Below are 24,491 nucleotides of genomic sequence, written 5' to 3' on the forward strand. Positions count from 1 at the left end.
ACCCTTTTTGCACGTTGAGGGGGGCGGAGGACGCTCGCGGCAAAACAAAGGTTGGATAATCACGTGAGCCTGTGGGACTCGTATCGGATGAGGTTGCGGCGCAAACGCCGTATCCTGCGCGGCGTCAGACGACGGCGCGAGCTTGGGCCCGTCAGCAACAACACCGCCGCCATTCGCCGCGAAGATATTCTGCTGATGAGCGTGGTGCGCAACGAAAAGATACGCCTGCCCTTTTTTCTGGACTACTACCGCAAACTGGGTATCGACCATTTTTTGTTTGTGGACAATGACAGCGATGACGGCACTTGCGAGTTCCTGAAATCACAACCCGATGTCTCGGTCTGGCGAACAAAGACCAGCTATAAACGCGCGGGGTTCGGGCTGGACTGGTCGAATTACTTGCTGCGCAAATACGCCCATAAACACTGGGTACTGACCGTCGATCCCGATGAGTTCTTCATCTATCCCTTCTGCGACACACGGCCCATCCGGGCGCTGACCGATTGGCTGGATGGATGCGCGGTGCGCAGTTTCGGGACCATGCTGATCGATATGTATCCGCAGGGGCCGGTGGACGCAGAGCCTTATCACGAAGGGCAGGACCCGTTCGAAATCGCGCGCTGGTTTGATGCCGGCAATTACATGATCACCAAGAACCCCGAGTATAAGAACCTGTGGATTCAAGGCGGCCCCCGCGCGCGCGTGTTCTTTCGCGACAACCCGTCAAAGGCGCCTGCGCTGAACAAGATCCCTCTGGTGAAATGGGACCGGCGCTATGTCTATGTCAGCTCGACCCATTCGCTGCTGCCGCGCGGCTTGAACCAGGTCTATGACGAATGGGGCGGTGAAAAAGCCAGTGGCGCGTTGCTACATGCCAAACTGATCGACACGCTGGGCGACAAGGCGCGTGAGGAGTTGCAGCGCGGTCAGCATTATCGCGGGTCGGGCGAATACAAAGCCTATGTCGATGGTCTGGACGAAAAGCCCGTCTTCTGGTGCGACTGGTCCGAAACCTATATCAACTGGCGACAGCTTGAGATTCTGGGCCTCATGTCAAAAGGAAACTGGGCATGAGTTCTTTGGGCATCGTCATGCTGGTGCATACCGCATTGGACCGCGCCGAACAGGTCGCCCGGCATTGGACGGCAGCGGGATGCCCGGTGGTGATCCATGTGGATCGTAAGGTGCCGGGCGATGTGTTCTCGAAATTCGTCGCCTCTTGCGCGGATGATCCGCTGATCGTGTTTTCCGAGCGTCACAAATGCGACTGGGGCGGTTGGGGCATCGTTGCCGGATCGCAGGCCGCATCCGAACTGATGTTGGAGCGGTTTCCGGACGTGCGGCATGTGTTCCTGTCCTCAGGGGCCTGCCTGCCGCTGCGCCCGGTGCAGGAGCTGGTTGACTACCTGTCCGACCGGCCCCGCGTCGATTTCATCGAAAGCGCCACCACCGCCGATGTCAGTTGGACCATTGGCGGGCTGGATCACGAACGCTTCACCCTGCGCTTTCCGTTTTCATGGCGTAAGCAGCGCAAATTGTTTGATGCCTATGTCAAGCTGCAACGCCGCCTGGGCCTGCGCCGCAGTATCCCCGAGGGACTGGTTCCCCATATGGGCAGCCAATGGTGGTGTCTGACCCGCCAAACCCTGTCCGCGATCCTGCAAGACCCGAAACGCAAGACCTATGACCGCTATTTCCGGCAGGTCTGGATACCGGATGAAAGCTATTTCCAGACGCTGGCACGGCTGTATTCGACACATATCGAAAGCCGCTCGCTAACCCTGTCCAAGTTCGACTATCAAGGCCGGCCGCATATCTTCTACGACGATCACCTGCAATTGCTGCGCCGGTCGGATTGTTTTGTTGCACGCAAAATCTGGTGGCGGGCGGATCGGTTGTATCAGGCCTTTCTGATCGATCAGACCGGCGCGATGAAACCGGCCGAGCCGAACCCCGGCAAGATCGACCGGGTGTTTTCCAAAGCGGTCGAGCGGCGCACCCATGGCCGCGACGGTCTTTATATGCAGGGCCGCTTCCCCCGGCATGGCAGTGAAAACGGCCTGACCTCATCGCCTTATTCCATGTTTCAGGGCTTTGGCGAATTGTTCGAGGATTTTGAAACCTGGCTGACCTCGGTCACCGGGGCACGGGTGCACGGGCGCTTGTTCGGACCCGATCGGGCCGAGTTCGCCCAAGGCCAGACAATCACCAACGGCGCGCTGAGCGATTGCGCCACCCTTCGGGACTACAACCCGACCGCTTTCCTGTCGAACCTGATCTGGAACACACGGGGTGAGCGTCAGTGTTTTCAGTTCGGCCCAAATGACACGCAGGCCATCAACTGGTTCATGGCCCGCGACAAGAACGCCCAGGTCTCGGTCATTACCGGGGCATGGGCCATTCCGCTATTCCGCTCGAACATGAATTTCGCGGATATCCGGTGCGAGGCAGCGCGCCTGCAACGGATCGAAAGCAAACAGCTTGAGGTTCTGACCTCGGTCTGGACCAAGGCAAATGTGCGCAGCTGGACCCTGGCCGATTTCATCGAGGCCCCGATGGAGCCTTTGCAGACAATCATCGATGAGATCGGCACCCAAGGTGCCAGTCACCTGACGGAAGCGCCGACCATGGTCGATCTGTCCGGCTTTGGTCAATTCCTGCAAAACCTGAAGAACCAGGGCATGCACCCGCAATTGATGGGGGATTTCCCTGCCGACGACGTTTTCGGCACACAAACCAAGCCATATCGCAAACCCTATCTGGTGCAGTGATCGCCGATGATGCGTAAGTTTGACTATTTCATCGTATTGGCTGCGATGCGAACCGGTTCGAACCTGCTGGAGTCGAACCTGAACGCGCTGGACGGTGTCACCTGCCATGGCGAGGCATTCAATCCTCATTTCATTGGCCGCGTCAAAGCGCAGGACGTGCTGGGCATCTCGCTGGAAGAGCGCGACGAAAATCCGGCGCGGCTGATCGAGGCGATGCGCGCAGACACAGGCGATCTGAACGGTTTTCGCTATTTTCAGGAACACGACCCAAGGGTGCTTGACCCTGTCCTGAACGACCCGCGCTGCGCCAAGATCATTCTGACGCGTAACCCTCTGGACAGCTACCTGTCGCTGAAGATCGTGCGCAAAACCAAGCAGTGGCAGTTGAAGAACATCAAACGCCGGCTTGAAGCACAGGTCGAGTATGATGGGCCAGAGTTCTCGGACTATCTGGATCAGCGCCAAGGCTTCCTGCATCAGGTCCACACCCACCTGCAACGCACCGGCCAAAGCGCATTTTACATCGATTATGACGATCTGACCCGGTTGGACGTTCTGAACGGGCTGGCCGACTGGCTGGGCATTCCGGCGCGCCTAAGCCAGTTGGACGACCTGCTGAAACCGCAAAACCCGATCCCGGCGCTGTCCAAGGTCACAAATCCGGACCAGATGCAGAGCGACCTGTCCGGGCTTGACCTGCTGTCCATGCACCGCAGCCCGTATTTCGAACCAAAACGCGGACCGGCGGTTGAAGGGTATGTGATCGCGCCAAAATCTCGGCTGCTTTATATGCCGGTGCACGGCGGAATCGATCCGGTCATTCATCAGTGGATGGCCACGCTGGACAATGTTGGCACAGATGGCCTGATAACAAGCCCCTCGCGGCAGGAGGTGCAAGACTGGATGCGCGCCACGCCCGGACACCGTAAACTCACCGTGCTGCGCCACCCGCTGGCGCGCGCGCATACGGCCTTTTGTCGACATATCCTGAACACCGGACCAGAGTGTTACGAGGACATCCGCAAACAATTGCGCAACCGCTTCAAACTGCCGATCCCCGGTCAGATACGTGCGCATAACTATTCAATGGATCAGCATTATGAGGCGTTTTCCGCCTTCCTGACCTTCCTGCGCCATAACCTTGCCGGGCAGACGCCGATCCGGGTGGATGCAACTTGGTGCACCCAATCAGAAGCGCTGGCAGGGGTTTCGAAATTCGCCCTGCCCGACCTGATCCTGCGCGAGGGTGAGCTGTCCGTTGCCCTGCCTGATCTGGCCCGCAGGATGGGCCACGCAAACCCGCCAATGCCCAACAATGGCACTTCGGAAGAACCCTATCGCCTGGACGAAATCTGCGATGCCAAATTGCAGGTGCTGGCAGCAGAAACGTACCAGCGCGACTTCGTGCAATTCGGATTCGGCGATTGGCGACCGATCAGGGGCGCAGAGTGATCAGCGTACCCCGGCCAACCATCGCGTAGATCTCTTCCATCTCGTCATTCTTGACCGCGATACAACCCGCTGTCCAATCCGGCGTCTTTTTCGCGCGCCGCAGTTCTGACCGCAGGTTGGGCTGGCCGTGAATGAAAATGTCACCGCCCGGATCAACACCTGCCGCCTTAGCCTGCGCGATGTCTTCCGAGTTGGGATAGGAAATCCCCAAAGACAGATGATACCGGCTGCGCGGGTTGCGGCGGTCGATCAGATAGGTGCCTTCGGGTGTGCGACCATCTCCACGCTTGGTCTTGGTGCCCCGGGGCGCAAAACCCAGATCAACGTCATAGTCACGCAAGACCTGCTCGTTATGCAGAAGATAAAGCTTGCGCGCGCCCTTGTTCACCACAAGAGACGTCACCTCGGGTCCGTTATAGGTCAGAAATCTGGGGCTGGCTGAGGCACAAGCCGAAAGGCTCAGCGTTGCCATCGCCCCCAATCCAAATGCTCGACGATCCATGTTTCACTGCCTGCTGCTCTTTTTTTGCGTATTATGCCAAAAAATCAAAAAACTGAAATCACTTTTTGATGTTTGATTGCTGAATAAGCCGTTGTTCAATGGCTTCCAGCCGTTCCAGCACCTCATCCCGGTAGGCGTCGGTTTTCACCTCATCCTCGGCATGGTGCGCATCCTGCATCGAATTCACGATCAGACCGACCAGCAGGTTCACCACAGCAAAAGTGGTGACCATGATGAAGGGCACAAAGAACAGCCAGGCGTAGGGATAAACCTCCATCACCGGGCGCACGATGCCCATGGACCAGCTTTCCAGTGTCATGATTTGGAACAGCGTATAGGCCGACAGACCCAGATCGCCGAACCAGTCCGGGAAGGAATACGAGAACAGCTTGGTCGAGATCACCGCGCCGATATAGAACAGGATCGCCATCAGCAGGAATACGCTGGCCATGCCCGGCAGGGCCGAGATGAACCCTTCGACCACCCGGCGCAGTCGCGGCGCGACCGAGATCACGCGCAGAACCCGCAGGATTCGCAGCGCCCGCAACACGGACAGGCCACCCGCACTGGGGACAAGGGCAACGCCCACGATCAGAAAATCAAACAGGTTCCAGCCGCTTTTGAAGAAGTTACGCCCGGTGGCGATCAGCTTCATCGCAATTTCGGCGACAAAGATCGCTAGGCACAACTTGTCGAGCGTCACGATCAGCGGGCCTGCAGCTTCCATCAGCACGGGCGAGGTTTCCATCCCCAACAGAATCGCATTGAAGATGATGACGCCGGTGATGAACCGACCAAAAGCCGGTGCCTCGATAATGTTCAGCAAACGCTGTTTGGACCCCATGCCTTGCCTGTCTCCTTAGGATGCGGGGTTCAGCACGAACCGCGCGGCCAGTTCCGTATGTGACGACCACCGAAATTGGTCAACGACCTGCACCCATTCAAGGGTATAGCCCGCATCGACAAGCGCTTTGGCATCGCGCGCAAAGGTGACCGGATTGCATGAGACATAGGCAATGACCGCTGGGCGTGCCTGCGCCAGTTCTGCCACCTGTGCCTCGGCCCCGGCGCGGGGTGGGTCAAGAACAACGGCGTCGAACGGCTTTAGTTCATCCGGCATCAAGGGGCGGCGAAACAGGTCGCGCGCCTCGACCGTGATGCGTTTCAGACCGGTCGTGCTGCGCCAGCCCTGATCCAAGGCTTGCGTCATCTCGGCCTCGCCCTCGACCGCATGAACCTCGGCCATCTGCGCCAGTGGCAGTGAGAATGTGCCGCTGCCTGCAAACAGGTCGACGACCCGCTTTGCCCCTTGAGTTGCCTCCAAAACAGCCTGTGTTAGAGCCTGCTCTCCGTCCTTTGTCGCCTGCAAAAACGCCCCGGGCGGGGGCGTGACTGCGGCCGATCCGAACCGCTGCGACGGGGCCTGCCGCATCGCGATCACCTCGCCATCCCAGCTGAGCCTTGCCAGCCCGTGTTTCTCGGTTTCTTGCGCCAGAGCCAGCTCCAGCGGGCCGTCCAGCGGTTTACCGCCTTTGACCGCCGCATCCAGCCCGCCCTCGGACAGGGTCAGCGTCACAGCCAGCACACCCTTGCGGCTGCCACCCAACAGGGCCAAAGCCTCGGCCACCGGAATGGCGGCGATCAATGCGGGGTCCAGCAGGTGACAATCCGGGATATCGGTGATCGTGTCCGACGCCCGTCCGTGAAATCCGGCCAGCGCGCCCTTTTTCGTCCGCCGTACGGCAATCGTCGCCCGACGACGGGACCGATCGGGCGACGTGTGAATGGGCCGCATCGGGGCATCGAGCCCCTGCGCGGCCAGCGCGTTGCGCACCACCGCAACCTTCCAGTCGGCCACGAACGCGTCTGAGGCATGCTGCAATTGGCACCCACCGCAGGCCTTGTAATGCCGACATGGGGCCTTCACGCGCTGATCGGATGGGCTGTCCACCCGGATATCGGTCAGAACCTGACCGTGCAGAGTACCGCTCACCACCTCACCGGGTAAGGTTCGCGGCGCATAGACGGGGCCATCGGCGATACCGTCGCCCTGATGCCCCAGGCGGATTATGGTGAAGGTCTGCGTCATGACGTGGCTGATAACGGCGGTTTGCCCGCAACAAAACCCCCTAGGGCACTTTGCGTTTACTTTGGATCGCAATACGCTGCCTCTCCCTTCGGTCGAACGCGCATTTCGATGCTGTTTGGTTCAAGAACCGCAAAGGCCCCTATTCCGCAGCTTCAGCCTGAATGAACCCGCCCGACTGGCGATGCCAGAACCGCGCATACAGCCCGCCCTGATCCAAAAGCGCCTCATGCGTGCCGGTTTCAACGATCCGCCCGTGATCCAGAACAACGATCCGGTCCATCTCGCTGAGAGTTGACAGGCGGTGCGCGATCGCCAGAACGGTTTTGCCCTGCATGACCCGATGCAACGCGGTTTGGATCGAAGCCTCAACTTCGGAATCCAGTGCCGATGTCGCCTCGTCCAGCACCAGAATTGGCGCGTCTTTCAGGATGGCGCGGGCTAAGGCGATCCGCTGCCGCTGACCACCGGATAGCTTCACACCACGCTCGCCCAGATGCGCATCGTATCCTTTGCGACCCTGCGCATCTTCAAGGCTCAGAATGAACTCATGCGCCTCGGCCTTTTCGGCGGCTTCGATCATGTCCGCCTCGGACGCATCCGGGCGACCATAGAGGATATTCTCACGGGCCGAACGGTTGAACATCGCGGTTTCCTGCGTGACCATGCCGATCTGACGGCGCAGACTGTCCTGCGTAACCTGCGACACGTCCTGCCCGTCGATGCGAATAGCGCCGTTTTCCCCGTCATAGAGCCTGAGCAGAAGCGACACGAGCGTCGATTTCCCTGCCCCGGACGCGCCGACGATGCCCAGTTTCTCACCCGGTTTGACGGTCAGATTCAGGTCGGCCACACCGCCGATATCGCGGCCATAGGCAAAGCTGACCGCGTCAAAGGCGATGCCACCTTCGGTCACCACCAAGTCCGTGGCCTGCGCGGCATCCTCGACCCGGTCGCGCTTGGCCAGTGTCTTCATCCCGTTCTCGATCTCACCGACATTTGCGTAAAGGCCCATCAGCGTAAAACTGACCCAACCGGTCATCTGCGCGATCCGGATCGAAACAGCACCTGCGGCCACGATATCGCCAGCGGTTGCCATGCCGAACTGCCACAGCCACAGGGTCGCGCCCAGCAGTAGCACGGGCAAAACGCCAGCCAATGTCATCAGGATGAAACGGAAACTGGCAGAGAGTTTGCCGAAATCCAGCGACCGCTCGCGCAGTTCCACCATCGAATCACGCGCGGCCTGATCCTCGAACGCGGAATGGGCGAACAGCTTGACCGTTTTGATGTTGGTGATCGTGTCAACGACCTGTCCCGACACCATCGCCCGTGCCCCGGCCCGAGCCCCCGACAGCTTGCGAATGCGCGGCAAGTACCAGCGAACCAGCAGAAAATAGACCGCCAACCAGCCGGCGAAGGGCAGCATCACCAGCGGATGAATAGACCCTAACAAAAGCAAAGAACCGACCAATGAAGCCAACGCAAACACAATCGCGCTGATCGTTTCCGAGACGACCGAGGCCATGGCGTTGGACGTTTGCATCTGCTTCTGGGCGATCCGCCCGGCGAAATCATCGTCGAAATAGGTCACCGACTGGCCCAGCGTCCAGCGGTTCAGCTTGGCCAGAACCAAAGGTGGGATATTGGGCATGACGATATAGTTGTTCGACACCGACGAGAGGCCAAACAGGATCGGACGCAGCAGCATGAAAAAGACCACCGCTGCGAAGATCATCCACATGTTCTCGGCGGTCAGAAAGTTTTCGGGGCCGCTGGAGGTTGCGACATCGATCACCTCGCCCAGAATCCAGGCCGTGACCGCCTCCATCGCGCCAGCGGTGGCCGAGAAGAAGGCCGCGACAAACAGCATGGGCCAGGCGCCGGACAGGCTCCAGCGAATGAACGCCCCCAACGTCTGCGGTGGGGGCGTTTCGATGTTTTTGAACGGGTTTATGAGGTCAGCAACCCTCATTCCGCGGCCTCCGGGTTCATGAAGCCGCCAGATTGCCGCGCCCAGAACTGCGCGTAAAGGCCACCCTGCGCCAAAAGATCGGAATGCGCGCCCTCTTCGACGATGCGACCGGCATCCATCACCAGAATGCGGTCCATCTGCGCAATGGTGCTGAGCCTGTGGGCAATGGCGATCACGGTTTTACCTTGCATCATGCCGTAGAGGGTTTCCTGAATCGACGCTTCGACCTCGGAATCTAGGGCAGAAGTCGCCTCGTCCAACAACAGGATCGGCGCGTCCTTCAGAATCACCCGTGCCAGAGTTACCCGTTGCCGTTGACCGCCGGACAGCTTAACGCCCCGCTCGCCCACATGGGCGTCATAGCCGGTGCGGCCCTGCGGGTCTTGCAGGTCCAGAATGAACTCATGCGCTTCGGCCTGTTTTGCTGCGGCAACCATCTGTTCTTCGGTCGCGTCGGGACGACCATAGAGGATGTTGTCGCGCACCGATCGATGCAGCAATGCGCTGTCCTGCTGGACCATCCCGATATGACTGCGCAAGCTGTCCTGTGTGACACCCGCGATGTTCTGGCCGTCGATCAAAATCGCACCGCGTTCAACGTCGTAAAACCGCAAAAGCAGCTTAACTAGGGTCGATTTCCCCGCACCGGACCGCCCGATCAGGCCGATCTTTTCACCCGGATGGATGGTCAGGTTGATGTGATCCAGACCACCGGTTTCACGGCCATAATGATGCGACAGGTCGCGAATTTCGATCTCACCTTTGCCCAGCTGTAATGGCTTTGCATCAGGTGCATCCAGCAATTGGATCGGCTGCGCAATTGTCTCCAACCCCTCGGCCACGACACCAAGCTGGCGGAACAGGCTGGTCAGCGCCCACATGATCCAACCGGTCATGGCGTTCAAACGCAGGGTCAGAGCGGTTGCCGCTGCCACAACACCAACTGAGGCTTGGCCTTGCATCCACAGAACGATGGCCCAGCCGACTACGCCCACAATCAGGAAGCCATTCAGAACGACCAGAATGGCGTCCATGATGGTGAAAATCCGCATCTCGACCTGAACGGTGCGACGCGTTTCGGAAATCGCTTCCTTCGCGTAGCCCAACTCTTGATCGGCATGCGCGAACATCTTGACCGAGTGAATGTTTGTATAGCTGTCCACCACGCGGCCCGTCACGGTTGAACGCGCATCCGATGCGGCCTGTGACGCCGGACCGACGCGCCGAACCGCCCAGTTGACCAGCACGACATAAAGCGCAAACCAGATCAGCAGCGGCAACAACAGCCGCGTGTCTGCGGCCATAAGCAGGATTGCAGCCCCGACCAGATAGGCCAGCGAGAAAGAAATCGCGTCGAAAACCTGAAACACCACCTCGCCAGCGGCGGGCGGGGTCTGCATGATCCGGTTGGAGATGCGCCCGGCAAAGTCGTTTTCAAACCAGCTAACCGACTGGCGCAGAACGTGCTTGTGGGCCCGCCAGCGAAACAGAGTGCCATACTGAGGCAGGATCGCGTTGTTGATCACAAGCACGTCCAGAATGTGCAAAATTGGCCGCAACAAAAGGATAAACGCAGCCATCAACAGCAGTTCTGTCCCGTGATCCTTCCATACATTGGCCGGAGACCCGCCAAGCAGGTCCACAACGCGTCCCATGTAATAGATCAGGCCGACCTCGACCCCAGCGACAACAATGGATAGCAGCGTTGCCCATACGAACACGCGGAAGAATGGCCGCGAGTATTCCAGCATGAAGGGCCACAGCCGCGTCGGCGGCGTGTCGGTCTCATGATAGGCGACAAAAGGGTCAACAAGGTTTTCGAAATAGCGAAACATGGAAGCGTGCTCCGATTGAGCAAAACAAAAGACGTGCGAAGAAGAATGGCGCCTGAACACCACCCTTTACGGGGCAAGTGTCCCGGCTTTAGCCGAACCAGATCCCGTAATACATTCGCATTCCTCCATCCATGTGACAGGCGCACGTAACCACAAACCCGTTGGTTTGTCATCCCCTTTTGAGACTTCCCGTCAGCCGGTCAGCAAATCCTCGCGGGTCAGGGTGAAGCCCGACGCGATCCAGCGCGCCTCAAGCTCTGCCAGTTTTTGGCCCAGCGCGGGGCCGGTGAAATCGGGGATCAGATCTGCCGCCTTGATCGGAAAGCGCGCGGCTGCGCCGCTGTGCAACTGGGTCCTCAGGTCGTCGGACCACGGTTGTTCCAGAAACGCGCAGCGCAGCAGGGTTTCGTGCAGGCCGCCCTCATCGCCATAGCGATAGCCCAGTTCGGCCACGCTGGTCGGTGCCTGTGCTTCGTCCCGCATTCGGGTCAGCCGTTGCAATTGAGACCGGCTGAGGCGCAGGGTGGCGGCGTTTTCGGGCGTGGCGATGGCGGCAAGGCGGCGCACTGGCTCGGGTTCGGCCCCTGCGGCCTGTTCAATCGCCACCAAGGGCGCAAGCGCGCGGTCATTGGCACCGGGCAAAAGACGCGCCAGAACGCCGGTGCTGCGCATCGCGGCAACTGACGGGGCCGGATCGGGCGCAGCCAGCAGTTTCAGCAACTCGGCCCCGACGCGTTCGCGGGACAGGGTGGACAGCCCGTCCAGATTGCCCGCAATCGCCGCCAAGGCATCCGCATCGAACCCGGCCTCGGCATCGCCGTACCAGGCGTGAAACCGGAAGTACCGCAGAGAACGCAGATAATCCTCGCGGATACGGTTTTGGGCGGTTCCGATAAAGCGCACGCGGCGTGCCTCAAGATCGGGCAGGCCCAAAAGCGGGTCTAACACGGTGCCATCTGGCCGGGCATAGATCGCATTCATGGTGAAATCGCGCCGCGCTGCGTCTTCCTCGACCTTCTCGGAAAAGGCGACAACGGCCCGGCGACCATCGGTTTCAACATCGCGGCGAAAGGTGGTGATCTCATGCGGGATGTGATCGCAGACCACGGTGACTGTACCATGGTCAATCCCGGTCGGAATCGCCTTGAGGCCTGCGGCCTGTGCCAGCTCAACCACCCGGTTCGGCAGCGCATCGGTCGCAATGTCGATATCCAAGACCGGCGCGCCCAGCAGGGCATTGCGCACGCAGCCCCCGACAAACAGGGCCTGCGCCCCGCCTTTGGTCAGGGCCGCGCAAACCCTCTGAGTTGCTGGGTCTGAAACCCAGGCCGCGCTGATCTGCTTCATTCACTCACCCGTGCTGCCAACCCGCGCAATATGCGGGCGGTCGCGCCCCAGATGTAATAGGGGCCATAGGGCACGGCGTAATACCTGCGCCGCTGACCCCGCCATCTGCGCGACTCGATCACATAATTCGCAGGGTCCAGCACATGTGCAAGCGGAACCGAGAAAACCTCGTCGACTTCGCCGGGTTCGGGCACGGGGTCAAACCCCTGCCGGACGATGGCAACCACCGGGGTCATCGAAAACGAGGTCACGGTTTCATGTTCCGGCAAAAACCCGATCACATCGGGCAGATCGGGCGGCAGGCCGATTTCCTCGCGCGCCTCACGCAAGGCTGCGGCGGTGATGTCCACATCCCCTTCATCCTGCTTGCCCCCCGGAAAGGCGATCTGACCGGGATGGTGTTTCAGGGCGGATGATCGTTTGGTCAGAATCAGATGCGGCTCATCGCCGGTCAGCAGGATCGGCACCAACACCCCCGCCGGACGCAATTTGCGCCCGGGCGGAAGCACGGTTTCCGGGTTCAGGTCAAAATCGCTGGACCCGTAACCCGGACGACGCAAGGCCGCAGCAATGCGGGCGGTAAGGTCATGCACCGCTGGCGTCTTCTGCATCAAATCCAACCGTTGCGGGATCGAGCACATAGTGGGCCCCGCAGAACTGACAATCGGCTGTCACCTGCCCTTCGGGCGTGGTCATCTTTTCGATGTCCTTGGCCGAATAGATCGACAGGCTTTGGCGCACACGTTCCTCGGAGCAGGTACAGCCAAACTGCACCGCCTGCGCGTCATAGACGCGGGGGCCTTCCTCGTGGAACAGGCGAATCAAAAGGTCGGTGGGCGCGACCGAGGGGCCGATCATCTCAAGATCTTCGACCGTATCCAGCAGGATGTTGACACGGCCCCAGTTCTCGCCCTCTTCGCCATCAACCAGATCATTTGCGGTCAGGATCTCGCCGGTACCCTCACCCGAGGCTGCAAAGGGCGAGGCTTTGGGCATGTGCTGCAACATGATGCCGCCCGCGCGCCAGTGTTCGCCCACACCCGGCTCGGTCGATTTGCCGAAGCTGAGCGAGAAGCGCGTCGGCAACTGTTCCGACTGGGCAAAATACGCCTCAGCGCAGGCGCTGATCGAGCCTCCGGCCAGCGGGGTGATGCCCTGATAGGGCTGGGTGCCTTCGCCCTGATCGATCATGATCGCAAAATACCCCTCACCCACCTGATCGAAAGGGGCGGAATCTGTCAGACGATCCCGGTCGAAACTGGCATAGGCCCGGATGCGGGCCGGTTCGCCCTCGACCTTCGGTGCGTAATAATCCGTGGCGATCATCCGCACCGCGCCCTTGGATTGCACCTGCAAGGACAGTTTCCAGCGCAGCGAAACGGTCTGGCCAATCAACGCGGTCAGCAGGGCCATCTCGGCCACCAAAGCCTCAACCTGTTCGGGGTAGTCATGCTGCTTCAGGATGCCGTCCAGCACGCCATCCAGACGGGCCACGCGCCCGCGCATATCCGATACATCGAGTTGAAAGGGCAGGACGGTATCGTCCCACGCGATTTTTGTTCCAAGAGACATGGGGTTTCCTTACACGCCAAGGGTTGGCATACCGGCACCATATAGGTCGCAGAGATTGGGTTGTAAGGGGCCATACATGATCAGACGGTTTGGCGAAACCCCCGAACCCGGGCGCAGATACACCCAAAGGGTTGGTGTTTACGCTTTGCTGCCGCGCGGCAGAAGCCTGCTGCTGACCTGCCAGACCGAACCGGGCCCGGATCTGCAACTGCCCGGCGGCGGGATCGACCCAGGCGAATCGCCTGTTACCGCGCTGCACCGCGAGGTTTATGAGGAAACAGGTTGGCGCATCGCCAAACCGGAACGCGTGGGGGCGTTTCGCCGGTTCACCTATATGCCGGAATATGACCTGTGGGCCGAGAAGGTCTGCCTGATCTATCGTGCCCGCCCGGTCCGCCGCATGGGTCCGCCGACCGAAGATATTCACGAGGCGCTTTGGATGGACACCGCGGATGCGGTGGAACTGCTGGGCAATGACGGTGATCGCCACTTTGCCAACCTGCATCTTGGCCGCCTTTAGGGGCCGTTATATTCGAAATACACCGCCGACACGTCATCACCCATACCGTCCTCGGGCGACATGAGCTGTGTCAGGCGCCAGAACATATCGTCCAGAAATTCGGACCCACCGCGCCCGGTGGCGCAGTCGAGGGCCATGTCGCGCAAACCCTCCTCTTCCAGCAATCCGCCCTCTGCCAGATGGCATTCGGTGAACCCATCGGAATACAGCAATAGCCGATCCCCCGGATGCAGTTGGGTTTCGATCTGTTGAAACGACACGTCCGAGATCAACCCGATTGGCAGCCCCCCTTCGCCCAGAAACTCGGTGCTGCCATCCTTGCGCAAAACCAACGGGTGAGGGTGCCCGGCCTGTACCAGCTTCATATGCCCGTTGCGCAGATCGACGATGGCGTAAACCATCGTGAAGTACTCCTCGATACCGGCATCCGCCATCAACCGCATATTCAGCATCCCGGCCACCTCATCCGGCGGCAACAGGGCGTAGAATTTATCGAAACGACGCTCCATCGCCACGTTCTGATCGAAATGCTTGCTGGACAGATAGCCACCCAGCCGCGCCGTCATCATGGCCGAGGTGATGCCATGGCCCGACACGTCAATGCTGTAGAAACCCAGCCGGTTTGGACCGGGTGAGAACATGCCCACCAGATCACCACCAATATGACCGCAGGGTTTCAACAACAGACTGACGCGGGATTTGCCGAATGTCTGCGTCAGTTCAGGCACCAGCGATTCCTGAATCTTGCGGGCCTGCATCAGGTCCTTGTCGATAGCGTCATGTGCCAGCTTCAACTCGTCCAAGGCGGATTCGATCAGCCGGTTCTTTTCGGACAATTCGCGCTGCATATCCAGAATTCGCGCCCCTGCCGATATACGGGCGCGCAGTTCATCGGCCTCAAGCGGTTTGATCAGGAAATCATCGGCCCCGGCATCAAGGCCGCGCGCGACCTCCTGCTTTTCGCTTTTTGAGGTCAACAGGATGAAATAGCTGTAATGCTCGGCCTCAAGCGCGCGGAAGGCGCGGCAGAACTCCAGCCCGCTCATCCCCGGCATGACCCAATCGCTGAGCACAAGATCGGGCACGGACCGGGCGCATAACTCGATAGCGGCTTCGCCAGTGTCGGCCTCAAGCACCTCGAAGCCCCATTTCTTGAGCGAGGCAACCAGAATCCGACGTTGCAGGCGGCTGTCATCCACAACCAGCACCTTTCGGATCGCGCCGAAATCCAGATCCGATCTGGTTTCCTCAAGATTTGCCGCTGGCACTCTGCAACCCCATGCTGTTCCTCTGACCGGGACAGGGTGACCGTATCGCCCGGGGGTTTAACATCAGGTGAAGGCCCTCGGGCCCCTCGGAGTTTAACCCGACATTTACCCGTACCGAGTTACCAAGGGTCAGCCCAATCCGATGCAGGAGGATGACAATGATCCACTGGCCCCGAGTCAGACAGTTGCGGGACGAGGTCGGCGCGGATGAGTTTGACGAGGTTATCCAGATCTTTCTGGATGAGGTGCAAGAGGTCATCGCCCGCCTGCACGCCGATACCCAGCGGCTTGAGCTGGAACAGAACCTGCATTTCCTGAAAGGCAGCGCGCTGAGCCTTGGGTTCGACCAGTTCTCAAGACTCTGTCAGGATGGTGAGCGGCGCGCCGCAGCCGGTCATGCGGCCGAGGTGGATCTGTCCGAAATCCTGTCCGTCTATGACGCATCCAAATCGGTGTTTCAGGCGGATCTGGCCCGGAACCTGACCTAGATCACAAACTGCGCCAGGGTCTCATCCTCGGTGATGTCGGTATAGGTGAACCCGGCCTCATCAAGATGCGCAAACAGGCGCATGAAATTCTCGGGCTTGCGGGTTTCGATGCCGATCAGGACCGAGCCGAAGTTGCGGGCCGATTTCTTCATGTATTCGAATCGGGCGATGTCATCCTCGGGGCCGAGGGTGTTCAGGAACTCTTTCAACGCGCCGGGACGCTGCGGCAGGCGCAGGATGAAGTATTTTTTGACCCCGGAATAGCGCTGAGCCCGCTCCTTGACCTCGGGCAGGCGTTCAAAGTCGAAATTACCACCTGAGGTAACGCAGACCACCGTCTTGCCCCGGACAAAGCTTTGCACATCGCCCACCGCCTCAACCGCCAGCGCACCGGCGGGTTCCAGAACGATGCCTTCGACATTCAGCATTTCGATCATGGTGGCGCAGATGCGATCCTCGGACATCACCAGAACATCTGACAAATGGCGAGAGCGCAGCAGGTCAAAGGGTTTCGCGCCGATCCGGCCCACCGCCGCCCCGTCGACGAACGTATCCACCTGATCCAGTGACACCGGATGCCCCGCCGCCAAAGCCGCGCGCAGGCACGCCCCGCCCCCGGGCTCGACAAACAGGCAATGGGTGCGCTCGCCGAACCACGTTGCTACGCCCGCCGACATACCGCCGCCGCCCACCGGCAACAGCAGATGATCGGGTACACCGCCAAGCTGTTCCTCGATCTCGACCGCCAATGAGGCCTGTCCTTCGATCACATCTTCATCGTCAAAGGGCGACAGGAAATGCCCGCCCTTTTGCGCGCACCAGGCCTGCGCGGCGGCCAGAGTGTCGTCGAAATAGTCGCCGGTCAGGTGAATCTCGATATTGTCCCCGCCAAAGATGCTGGTCTTCTGGATCTTCTGCTGCGGGGTTGTCACCGGCATGAAGATCACGCCTTTGACGTCCAGATGCTTGCACATGAAGGCCACGCCCTGCGCGTGATTGCCGGCGCTGGCACAGACAAACAGGTCCTGCCCCTGCTGCTTGCGCATGGCATTGAACGCACCGCGAATCTTGTAGGACCGCACCGGGCTGAGATCTTCGCGCTTGAGCCAGATATCGGCGCCATAACGGTCGGACAGATGCGCATTCCGCTGCAGCGGCGTTGCAGGGAAAACAGTGCGCATCGCCTGTTCGGCAGCGCGGGCGCGGGTCATGAAATCACTCATGACCGTTTCACTGACCCATCCCGGCTAAAAGGGCAAGGAATACATATGTGTACGCGGGTCAGGAGAGCTCGCGCTTTTCGACGAAAACACCGTACATCGTGGTCAGGATGCTGACATTGACAAGGTAGAGGATCAACGTGACTGCAAAAACAACCAGCGCTCCGACAATCGAAACACCCATCAATGGCGCTGTGATGAGGTTCACCGCACCCTGAATAAGCCCGGACACGATCAGCAAAACAAAGATCGCGCCCTCGGCACCTCGGGTAGCGTCCCATGCCTGTTTGAACGTCAGGGGCTGACCAATCGCGGCAGCTGGCAGCAACACGACCAGCCGGTACAGGCAGACGATTACGCCCAGCGCCCCAAGACCCAGCACAACAATGCCCGACGACTGAGACATCGATGAGGAAATGCCAGAGGCAATAGCGACTGGTATCAACAGGATAACGGCGGCAAGACCCAACAAAAACCCGTGGCCGACATAGGACAACACGCGATCAACCCGGAACTGCGGAATCCATCCCGTCGGGTATTCGGCCAGCAATACAAATCGGTGCCATTCGACAACGATCCAGCATGCCGTGATCAGCATGCCAATCCAGATCACGATCAGGACTAGGAAGATCGTTGCATTCCCTGATGAGAACAGATCGTTTTCCGGTCCCCCGGGGGACATCATCCTTTGCAAAATACTCGCAACGACAAACACGACAATTGCACCGCCGAACCAGAGTGCAACCGGGACGAGACCGATCTGCAAGGCCTGCCTGAAATTGCCCAAAACCATCCGCACCGAATGCACAAAGATCTTCCAGCCCAACATCCGAAAACCGCGCCTCTCAACCAATTCTTGTTCTCTATCGCCTCGTTTCACCCCAATTCCCGGACGTGGTCAACGCACATAACTTGCCCCCGCGTTCAAAACCCGTTAGGGGCCAATCGTCTTACGAATAAGGGGAAGTCAGATGTCCGCGCCCAAGAAAGTTGTTCTGGCCTATTCCGGTGGCCTTGATACCTCGATCATCCTGAAATGGCTGCAGACCGAATATGGCTGTGAGGTCGTGACCTTCACCGCCGATCTGGGTCAGGGCGAGGAGCTGGAACCCGCCCGCCAAAAGGCCGAGCTGCTGGGGATCAAGCCCGAGAACATCTATATCGAGGATATCCGCGAGGAATTTGTCCGCGATTTCGTCTTCCCCATGTTCCGCGCCAATGCACAGTACGAAGGGCTGTACCTGCTGGGCACTTCGATCGCACGCCCGCTGATCTCGAAACGTCTGGTCGAGATTGCGCAAGCGACCGGTGCCGATGCAGTTGCACACGGTGCAACCGGCAAGGGCAACGATCAGGTGCGGTTCGAGCTGGCGGCCTACGCGCTGAACCCCGACATCAAGGTCATTGCACCGTGGCGCGAATGGAACCTGACCAGCCGCACCAAGCTGCTGGAATTTGCCGAACAGAACCAGATCCCGATTGCCAAGGACAAACGCGGTGAGGCGCCGTTCTCGGTCGATGCCAACCTGCTGCACACCTCGTCGGAAGGTAAGGTTCTGGAAGACCCTGCCGATATGGCACCCGATTACGTCTATCAGCGCACCGTCCACCCCGAGGACGCACCCGATCAGCCCGAGTTCATCGAGATCGGCTTTGAAAAAGGTGACGCGGTCAGCATCAATGGTGAGGCGATGAGCCCCGCGACCATCCTGACCAAGCTGAACGAATATGGCGGCAAGCACGGTATTGGCCGTCTCGATCTGGTCGAAGGCCGTTTTGTCGGCATGAAGTCGCGCGGTATCTACGAAACCCCCGGCGGCACCATCCTGCTGGAGGCGCATCGCGGCATCGAATCCATCACCATGGACCGCGGCGCGATGCACCTGAAAGACCAGCTGATGCCGCAATATGCGGAACTGATCTATAACGGTTTTTGGTACAGCCCCGAGCGCGAGATGCTGCAGGCCGCCATCGACAAATCTCAGGAACATGTCACCGGAACCGTGCGGGTGAAGCTGTACAAAGGTCTGGCCTCGACCGTGGGCCGCTGGTCGGATCATTCGCTCTATTCCGAGGCGCATGTGACCTTTGAGGAAGACGCCGGTGCCTATGACCAGACCGATGCGGCGGGCTTTATCCAGTTGAACGCGCTGCGCCTGAAACTGCTGGCGGCGCGGGACAAGCGCCTGGCGAAGTAACCGCCGTCGCAGACTGAAGCTATGACCACGGCGACCCTTGAGGATGCCGGGGTTTTCTTTATCCGATCAACGCTCTGTCAGTTCCCGCCACGTCAGGCTTGCCTGACCTCCGGGTTTGTCCTTACGCAAAGGTCAACTTGGGAAGGACAGATCATGCTGCAAGACATTGCCGACGGAATTCAAAAAGGCCTGAACGGCAAAAGCTTTGATGGCTCGCTCAAATTCGATTGCGGCGACGATGGGGTGATCGTTCTGGCCGACAATACCGCCAGCACCCAGGATCGCGACACTGATTGCACGATCCGGATTTCCAAAGACAATCTGGGCAAATTGCTGACCGGCAAGCTGAACCCGATGACCGGCGTCGCGCTGGGGAAACTCAAGATTTCGGGCAACATGGGCGTTGCGATGAAGCTGGGGCAGTTGCTGGGCTGAGGTCAGCCCAACCCCCGGCTAGTCGTCGCCTTTGTAATACCCGATCACATCGTTCTCGGTCGTGGCCCCCAGCCCGTTCAGCAACCGGTTGGAATAGTTGAAATACGCGCAGACCTGATTGACCTCGAGGATTTCGCCATCCTCGCACCCGGCGATTTTCAGCGCCTCGAAATCCGATTTCACCATTTTGCCCACGTCCGTGGTCAGTTTGCCCGCATAGCGCAGCAGGGCCAGTTCCTTGCCGTCGAACTCATCTTCGGGCCGATGCGCCTTGAGCGCGACAAAGATCCGGTCGCTGCGCGGCTGATCCTTCAGCAGATTGCGCACATTCATGAAGTGATGCGTCAGCGAATAGGTGCAATCGTTCAGGATCGAGGTATAGCTGGCCACCACCTCAAGAAACCAGAACGGCAGCTTGTTGTCCTGTGAATGCAGGACCGACCGATACAGCGTGACGTGCCCGTTCATCGTCTCGGGCCGCAGCGAATGCACCCGCATCACGGTGTCGACAGTGCCGTGCGGGGTCCGCGCCTTGTCCAACAGCTCTTTCAGGCGACCTTCGGCTTGTTCATCGGGGATCATGTCGATCCAGGCGCTCATCTGGGGTTCTCCTGCGGTTGATTGCCGGTGTTTTTGGGAGTGTCAGTAAAAGTTTTTACTGGCAAGAGATTTTTGATTATAACAAAATCGTGAACAGACCAGCGAGTCTTGGGATCATTCTTGGTAAGGGGCAAGCGGAATGCACCGGTCTGATTTGTATTCAGGCGCTGAAAACCTGTTGCTGCGATGCGGTGGCCTGTCCCGGGGCGATCGCCTGCTTGTTCTGTGCGAAGACCCTGGAAACGCCTACTACGATGAAGAGATCGGACAGGCCATTCTGGACTGCGCCCGCACCCTGCAGATCGACACATCCGTACAAACAGTGCCTTTTGACCCGATTGAGGTCAAACTGTCCGATCAATTGATTGCCGATATGAAGGCTGCGGATCGAACGCTGTTCCTGTCCCGCACCGGCGACCAGATCAGGTTTGACACGGGCTTGTCGGGCATTCAGCCCATCATGTCTTATGCGTTGGACGCGCAGATGCTGGCCTCGGGCTTTGGCCGGGCGAACTATACCGGGTTTGTTGCGCTGAAGAACGCGGTGAACGCCGTTATGGCCGAGGCCGAGCGCATCCGCGTCACCTGCCCCTTGGGCACGGATTTCAGCGGGCCGGGGGCCGCGTATCCTAAGCAAGGCGCCGCGGATGTCAGCGTGGCGCGCTTTCCGATGTCCGTTTTTGCGCCCGTCCCGGCCCAGGGCTTTTCCGGCATTGTGATGCAGGATGGATTTCTTGTGGGAACCGGGTCGAAATTCTATCAGCCTTATGGCTGCGACCTGAGGGAGCCATTGGCGGTTCACTTTGACGGCGGGCGTTTGACCGGGTTTTCCGGTCATGACATGGACGTGCATTGCGCACAGATGCATTATCAGAAGGTCGGGCAGATGTTTGATCTGGACCCGATGACCATGCATTCGTGGCATGCTGGCATTCATCCGGGATGCGCCTATACCGCGCCTGCTTTCGAGAATTTCGAACGGTGGAGCGGGTCGGCCTTTGGCAATCCCCGCCTGTTGCATTTTCACACCTGCGGGCATTACGCACCGGGTGAGATTTCGCTGAACGTGCTGGACCCGACGATTGCCGTGGATGGTGTGGCGATCTGGGACAACGGTATCTTCAGGCCCGAGCTGATCCCCGGCGGGCAGGCAGTTCTGGACGAATACCCCTGTATCAGAGCCGTTTTTGACGCGCCCGAACAGCGGGTCGGTCAGGGCGCAAATGGCCGGTTGTCAGCCCACTGATTCGGACGCGATCATCTTCGCCACCCGCGACCGGAACCGCATCGCGCCCGCATCCAGCCCAAGGTTGATATAGCCGGATTTGCGCTGCGCCATACCGGTCTGGACGTATTCCAGCACCTCTTTGTCCTCGTTGAACGCCATAACCGCGCCGTCGAACATCCGCTGGGACATAGCCGCGTCATCGGCATGCATGTTGCGATGCTGGAACCAGAAATAGCGTGCGCTTTCGTGATCCACCGGCGTGATGAAGTTGTAAGAGATATTGATGAACGCATTGTCCGAGATGGGACGATCCGCCCCGCCCTCACCCACCGGCGTATAGACGGACATGTTGATCGCGGTCGATGGCAGGCGGCATTCGTAATGCTGCTTGCGGTCGCAGGTTGGGCCAAAGGGCAGGATCGGCGCATAGTATGGCGGTGCAGGTTCGTCCGCGATCCAGCGTGAGACGATGACGCCGCTTTCGGTCTCTTCCAGATCAAGGGGCCGGTTGTCGGTTCCGGCCCCGGCAAATGAAGTCAGATGCACCCAGGCCACATGGCTGGGGTCCAGCAGATTGTCGATGATGTACAGGTAGTGGCACGCCATCTCCATCGCGCCGGTCTGGGTCTTGCCCCAGATTGGGTTGTCGAAATTCGGGATGTCGATGATGTCATCCGGATTGGCCTGCGCCGGGTCACCCATCCATAGCCACAGGAAGCCCCAGCGGTCCTCGGCCGGGTAGGAATGCACAGCGGCGCGGCGCGGGGGGTTGTCCAACTGCGTTGGCGCGATCACACACTCGCCGCTGCAATCGAAGGTCAGCCCGTGATAGCCGCAGACCACGTGATCGCCCTCGACAGTTCCGCGCGACAGGGGCAGTTTGCGGTGGGGACAGGCATCTTCCAGCGCAATGGCCACGCCTTTGGTGTCGCGATAGATCACTATCTCTTCGTTCAGCATCCGCACAGGGCTGAGGTCGCGGCCGAAATCCTCACTGCGGCCCGCGACGTACCAGCAGTTTCGGATAAAGCCCTCGGCTCCGGCCAGATCAGGACGCATGGGGGTTACTCCGAAAACACATCAAAGGCTTTCAGGGCCTTTGCACTGTATCCGAAGGATGGGCCTCCACCCATATAGGTTGCCATGGCAAGCGCCTCGCACAGTTCCTCGCGCGTAGCACCAAGGCGGACGAGCGATTTCACGTGAAACCCGATGCAGCTGTCGCATTTTGTGGCAACGGCAATGCCCAGCGCGACAAATTCCTTGGTCTTTTCGCTCAGCGCGCCATCAGCCTTGGCGGCCTTTCCCATGATGCCAAAACCGCGCACGGTTTCGGGCACTTCTTTCGAGAAGGTTCCGATATTGGCCTCGGTCTCGGCCATGAAGTCTTTCCAGTCCATTTATTATCTCCGTCTTAACCGCGTTCATCCGCGCCCATGCGGCGTTCCAGCCATCGCACACCGGCGCTGATGATCAAAACCAGGATCAGGTATTCGAAAATCAGCAGGGTGTAGATTTCCAGCGGGCGGTATTCCGTCACCACCAGCTCGTTCGCGCGGCGGGTCAGTTCCTGCATGCCGATGACGCTGGCAAAGGCGCTCATCTTGACGATGTAGATGAACTGGTTTGCCAAGGGGGGCAGAATGCGCCGGATCGCCTGCGGCAGGATCACGTAGCGCATGGTTTGCACATAGTTCAGCCCGATGGTCTGCGCCGCTTCGCGCTGCCCGCGTGCGATGGATTGAATGCCCGCGCGGTAGATCTCGGCCGTAAAGGCGCTGTCGGAAATCGCCAGCGTGATGATCGCGCCCCAGAACGGATCGATGGGGATGTTCATGCCCATCGACTGGAACACAATCGGCAGGCCGTAGAACACCCAAAACAGCATGGGCAGCAGCGGAATCGCGCGGATGAACTCGACATAGATCCTGTTCAACAACCGCCAGCCGCGTTTTTCTGACAGACCGGGCAAGGCGACCAGCAAGCCGATCACAATCGACAGAACGGCGGCGATCAGAGAGATCTGGATCGTCGCCCCCATGCCCGAAATCAGGAATTTCACATTGGTCCAGCCCGTATCCGTCGTGGGGTCGATCACGTACCAGCCCCAGGTCTGGGACGAGGAACAGCCGGTCAGAGCCAAAAGCGGGATCAGAAGAAGAAGGTTTTTTTTCATCATGCCCACTCAGTGCTGTAAAATCTGGCTCAGGAACTTCCGACACCGATCCGAGGTGGGATTGGTGAAGAAATGTTCCGGCTTGCCCTGTTCCACGATCTCGCCCGCATCCATGAAAATCATGTTGTCGGCGACCTTGCGGGCAAAGCCCATCTCATGGGTGACAACAACCATGGTCATGCCTTCATTCGCCAGTTCGACCATCACATCGAGCACCTCGGCAATCATTTCCGGATCGAGGGCCGAGGTCGGCTCGTCAAACAGCAGAACCCTGGGCTCCATGCACAGGGATCGGGCAATCGCCACGCGCTGTTGCTGGCCGCCAGACAGTTGGATCGGGCGTTTATCGGCCTGATCTGGGATATGCACCCGCTCAAGGTAATGGCGCGCGCGGTCTTCGGCGTCTTTCCGGCTGAGGCCGCGCGCCTTGATCGGGCCCAGCGTCAGGTTTTCCAGAACGGTCAGATGCGGGAACAGGTTGAACTGCTGAAACACCATGCCGACCTCGGACCGGATCGTGGCCACGGATTTGGCATCGTCCTTCAGTTCGACCCCATCGATGCGGATGGTGCCTTTCTGGTGCTTCTCCAACTGATTGATACAGCGCACAACAGTGGATTTGCCCGACCCCGAAGGTCCGCAGATCACCACCTTTTCGCCGCTGTTGACCGTCAGATTGATGTCCTTGAGAACGTGAAACGTATCGAACCACTTGTTCACATCAACAAGCTCGATGGCGGCGTCTGGCATTGGCTGACCTGCCCTTATTTTATTCACAGTGGAATATTTTCTTGAGGTTATCTTCCCCTTCGCGCTTA

At 59.3% G+C, this 24,491-nt stretch carries 24 protein-coding genes; 8 read left to right on the forward strand and 16 right to left on the reverse strand.

Features of this window, described 5'->3' with window-relative positions; translation table 11 throughout:
- Positions 1–87: 87 nt before the first annotated feature.
- Genes ACR0C9_RS08635 through ACR0C9_RS08645 form a run of 3 tightly spaced genes read left to right on the forward strand, consistent with a single transcriptional unit; the run spans position 88 to position 4,223 of the window.
- A complete protein-coding gene (locus ACR0C9_RS08635) occupies positions 88–1,074 on the forward strand; it encodes a glycosyltransferase family 2 protein (protein WP_170453690.1) in 987 nt (328 codons plus the stop codon).
- The gene (locus tag ACR0C9_RS08640; protein WP_480780809.1) at positions 1,071–2,771 is read left to right on the forward strand and encodes a DUF5927 domain-containing protein; all 1,701 of its coding nucleotides are present in this window, start codon (positions 1,071–1,073) and stop codon (positions 2,769–2,771) included. Before ACR0C9_RS08635 ends, ACR0C9_RS08640 begins: the two co-directional genes overlap by 4 nt.
- A gap of 6 nt (positions 2,772–2,777) precedes the next feature.
- Positions 2,778–4,223, forward strand: a complete 1,446-nt coding sequence (locus tag ACR0C9_RS08645) for a nodulation protein NodH (RefSeq protein ID WP_480780810.1) — start codon at positions 2,778–2,780, stop codon at positions 4,221–4,223.
- On the opposite strand, the gene ACR0C9_RS08650 is transcribed toward ACR0C9_RS08645, so the two are convergent.
- From ACR0C9_RS08650 to hslO, 8 genes are all read right to left on the reverse strand, one after another.
- Positions 4,207–4,725: a L,D-transpeptidase family protein gene (locus ACR0C9_RS08650; RefSeq protein ID WP_170453388.1), complete on the reverse strand. Its 519-nt coding sequence runs from the start codon at positions 4,723–4,725 to the stop codon at positions 4,207–4,209. The genes ACR0C9_RS08645 and ACR0C9_RS08650 overlap by 17 nt on opposite strands.
- A 58-nt stretch (positions 4,726–4,783) precedes the next feature.
- On the reverse strand, positions 4,784–5,569 hold the full coding sequence (locus tag ACR0C9_RS08655) for an ion transporter (RefSeq protein ID WP_170453387.1): 786 nt from the start codon (positions 5,567–5,569) through the stop codon (positions 4,784–4,786).
- Between the two features lie 15 nt (positions 5,570–5,584).
- The gene (locus tag ACR0C9_RS08660) at positions 5,585–6,814 is read right to left on the reverse strand and encodes a class I SAM-dependent RNA methyltransferase (protein ID WP_480780811.1); all 1,230 of its coding nucleotides are present in this window, start codon (positions 6,812–6,814) and stop codon (positions 5,585–5,587) included.
- Positions 6,815–6,953: 139 nt separating this feature from the next.
- Positions 6,954–8,786 (reverse strand): ABC transporter ATP-binding protein, encoded by a 1,833-nt coding sequence (locus ACR0C9_RS08665; RefSeq protein WP_170520946.1) that lies wholly within the window; start codon positions 8,784–8,786, stop codon positions 6,954–6,956.
- Entirely contained in the window at positions 8,783–10,621 is a 1,839-nt protein-coding gene (locus ACR0C9_RS08670; RefSeq protein ID WP_480780812.1) for an ABC transporter ATP-binding protein, read from the reverse strand. The genes ACR0C9_RS08665 and ACR0C9_RS08670 overlap by 4 nt, the downstream gene beginning before the upstream one ends.
- A gap of 192 nt (positions 10,622–10,813) precedes the next feature.
- Positions 10,814–11,968, reverse strand: coding sequence for a CCA tRNA nucleotidyltransferase (locus tag ACR0C9_RS08675; protein ID WP_480780813.1), 1,155 nt, complete (start codon positions 11,966–11,968; stop codon positions 10,814–10,816).
- Positions 11,965–12,579, reverse strand: a complete 615-nt coding sequence (locus ACR0C9_RS08680; RefSeq protein ID WP_170631535.1) for a CoA pyrophosphatase — start codon at positions 12,577–12,579, stop codon at positions 11,965–11,967. The genes ACR0C9_RS08675 and ACR0C9_RS08680 overlap by 4 nt, the downstream gene beginning before the upstream one ends.
- Positions 12,554–13,540 (reverse strand): Hsp33 family molecular chaperone HslO, encoded by a 987-nt coding sequence (hslO, locus tag ACR0C9_RS08685; protein WP_480780814.1) that lies wholly within the window; start codon positions 13,538–13,540, stop codon positions 12,554–12,556. The genes ACR0C9_RS08680 and hslO overlap by 26 nt, the downstream gene beginning before the upstream one ends.
- 76 nt (positions 13,541–13,616) lie before the next feature.
- On the opposite strand from hslO, the gene ACR0C9_RS08690 reads away from it, so the two are divergent.
- Positions 13,617–14,060 (forward strand): NUDIX hydrolase, encoded by a 444-nt coding sequence (locus ACR0C9_RS08690; protein WP_170453380.1) that lies wholly within the window; start codon positions 13,617–13,619, stop codon positions 14,058–14,060.
- On the opposite strand, the gene ACR0C9_RS08695 is transcribed toward ACR0C9_RS08690, so the two are convergent.
- Entirely contained in the window at positions 14,057–15,328 is a 1,272-nt protein-coding gene (locus tag ACR0C9_RS08695; protein ID WP_170453379.1) for a SpoIIE family protein phosphatase, read from the reverse strand. The two genes, ACR0C9_RS08690 and ACR0C9_RS08695, sit on opposite strands and share 4 nt — an antisense overlap.
- Positions 15,329–15,486: 158 nt before the next feature.
- Between ACR0C9_RS08695 and ACR0C9_RS08700 the strand changes: the two genes are divergently transcribed.
- Positions 15,487–15,816 carry an Hpt domain-containing protein gene (locus ACR0C9_RS08700; protein WP_170453378.1) on the forward strand — a complete coding sequence of 110 codons (330 nt, stop codon included), beginning with the start codon at positions 15,487–15,489 and terminating at the stop codon, positions 15,814–15,816.
- Here ACR0C9_RS08700 and ilvA read toward each other — a convergent pair.
- The gene (gene ilvA / locus ACR0C9_RS08705; protein ID WP_480780815.1) at positions 15,813–17,039 is read right to left on the reverse strand and encodes a threonine ammonia-lyase IlvA; all 1,227 of its coding nucleotides are present in this window, start codon (positions 17,037–17,039) and stop codon (positions 15,813–15,815) included. The genes ACR0C9_RS08700 and ilvA overlap by 4 nt on opposite strands.
- Before the next feature lie 58 nt (positions 17,040–17,097).
- A complete protein-coding gene (locus ACR0C9_RS08710; RefSeq protein WP_480780816.1) occupies positions 17,098–17,865 on the reverse strand; it encodes a hypothetical protein in 768 nt (255 codons plus the stop codon).
- 142 nt (positions 17,866–18,007) lie between these two features.
- On the opposite strand from ACR0C9_RS08710, the gene ACR0C9_RS08715 reads away from it, so the two are divergent.
- Together ACR0C9_RS08715 and ACR0C9_RS08720 are read left to right on the forward strand one after the other, a co-directional pair.
- Positions 18,008–19,234, forward strand: coding sequence for an argininosuccinate synthase (locus tag ACR0C9_RS08715; protein ID WP_480780817.1), 1,227 nt, complete (start codon positions 18,008–18,010; stop codon positions 19,232–19,234).
- A gap of 153 nt (positions 19,235–19,387) precedes the next feature.
- On the forward strand, positions 19,388–19,669 hold the full coding sequence (locus tag ACR0C9_RS08720; RefSeq protein WP_170453374.1) for an SCP2 sterol-binding domain-containing protein: 282 nt from the start codon (positions 19,388–19,390) through the stop codon (positions 19,667–19,669).
- Between the two features lie 18 nt (positions 19,670–19,687).
- Here the strand turns inward: ACR0C9_RS08720 and ACR0C9_RS08725 are convergent, their stop codons facing one another.
- A complete protein-coding gene (locus ACR0C9_RS08725; RefSeq protein WP_170453373.1) occupies positions 19,688–20,269 on the reverse strand; it encodes a peroxidase-related enzyme in 582 nt (193 codons plus the stop codon).
- 139 nt (positions 20,270–20,408) lie between these two features.
- On the opposite strand from ACR0C9_RS08725, the gene ACR0C9_RS08730 reads away from it, so the two are divergent.
- Complete coding sequence (locus ACR0C9_RS08730; RefSeq protein WP_170735548.1) at positions 20,409–21,515, forward strand: hypothetical protein; 1,107 nt, start codon at positions 20,409–20,411, stop codon at positions 21,513–21,515.
- Here ACR0C9_RS08730 and ACR0C9_RS08735 read toward each other — a convergent pair.
- Genes ACR0C9_RS08735 through ACR0C9_RS08750 form a run of 4 tightly spaced genes read right to left on the reverse strand, consistent with a single transcriptional unit; the run spans position 21,504 to position 24,423 of the window.
- Positions 21,504–22,556: an aromatic ring-hydroxylating dioxygenase subunit alpha gene (locus ACR0C9_RS08735; RefSeq protein ID WP_480780818.1), complete on the reverse strand. Its 1,053-nt coding sequence runs from the start codon at positions 22,554–22,556 to the stop codon at positions 21,504–21,506. The genes ACR0C9_RS08730 and ACR0C9_RS08735 overlap by 12 nt on opposite strands.
- Positions 22,557–22,561: 5 nt before the next feature.
- Positions 22,562–22,897 carry a carboxymuconolactone decarboxylase family protein gene (locus ACR0C9_RS08740; RefSeq protein ID WP_170453370.1) on the reverse strand — a complete coding sequence of 112 codons (336 nt, stop codon included), beginning with the start codon at positions 22,895–22,897 and terminating at the stop codon, positions 22,562–22,564.
- Positions 22,898–22,911: 14 nt separating this feature from the next.
- Positions 22,912–23,673 carry an amino acid ABC transporter permease gene (locus ACR0C9_RS08745; protein ID WP_170453369.1) on the reverse strand — a complete coding sequence of 254 codons (762 nt, stop codon included), beginning with the start codon at positions 23,671–23,673 and terminating at the stop codon, positions 22,912–22,914.
- A 9-nt stretch (positions 23,674–23,682) separates the two neighbouring features.
- On the reverse strand, positions 23,683–24,423 hold the full coding sequence (locus tag ACR0C9_RS08750; RefSeq protein ID WP_170453368.1) for an amino acid ABC transporter ATP-binding protein: 741 nt from the start codon (positions 24,421–24,423) through the stop codon (positions 23,683–23,685).
- Positions 24,424–24,491 lie beyond the last annotated feature (68 nt).

This window comes from Ruegeria sp. C12, from assembly GCF_056537745.1.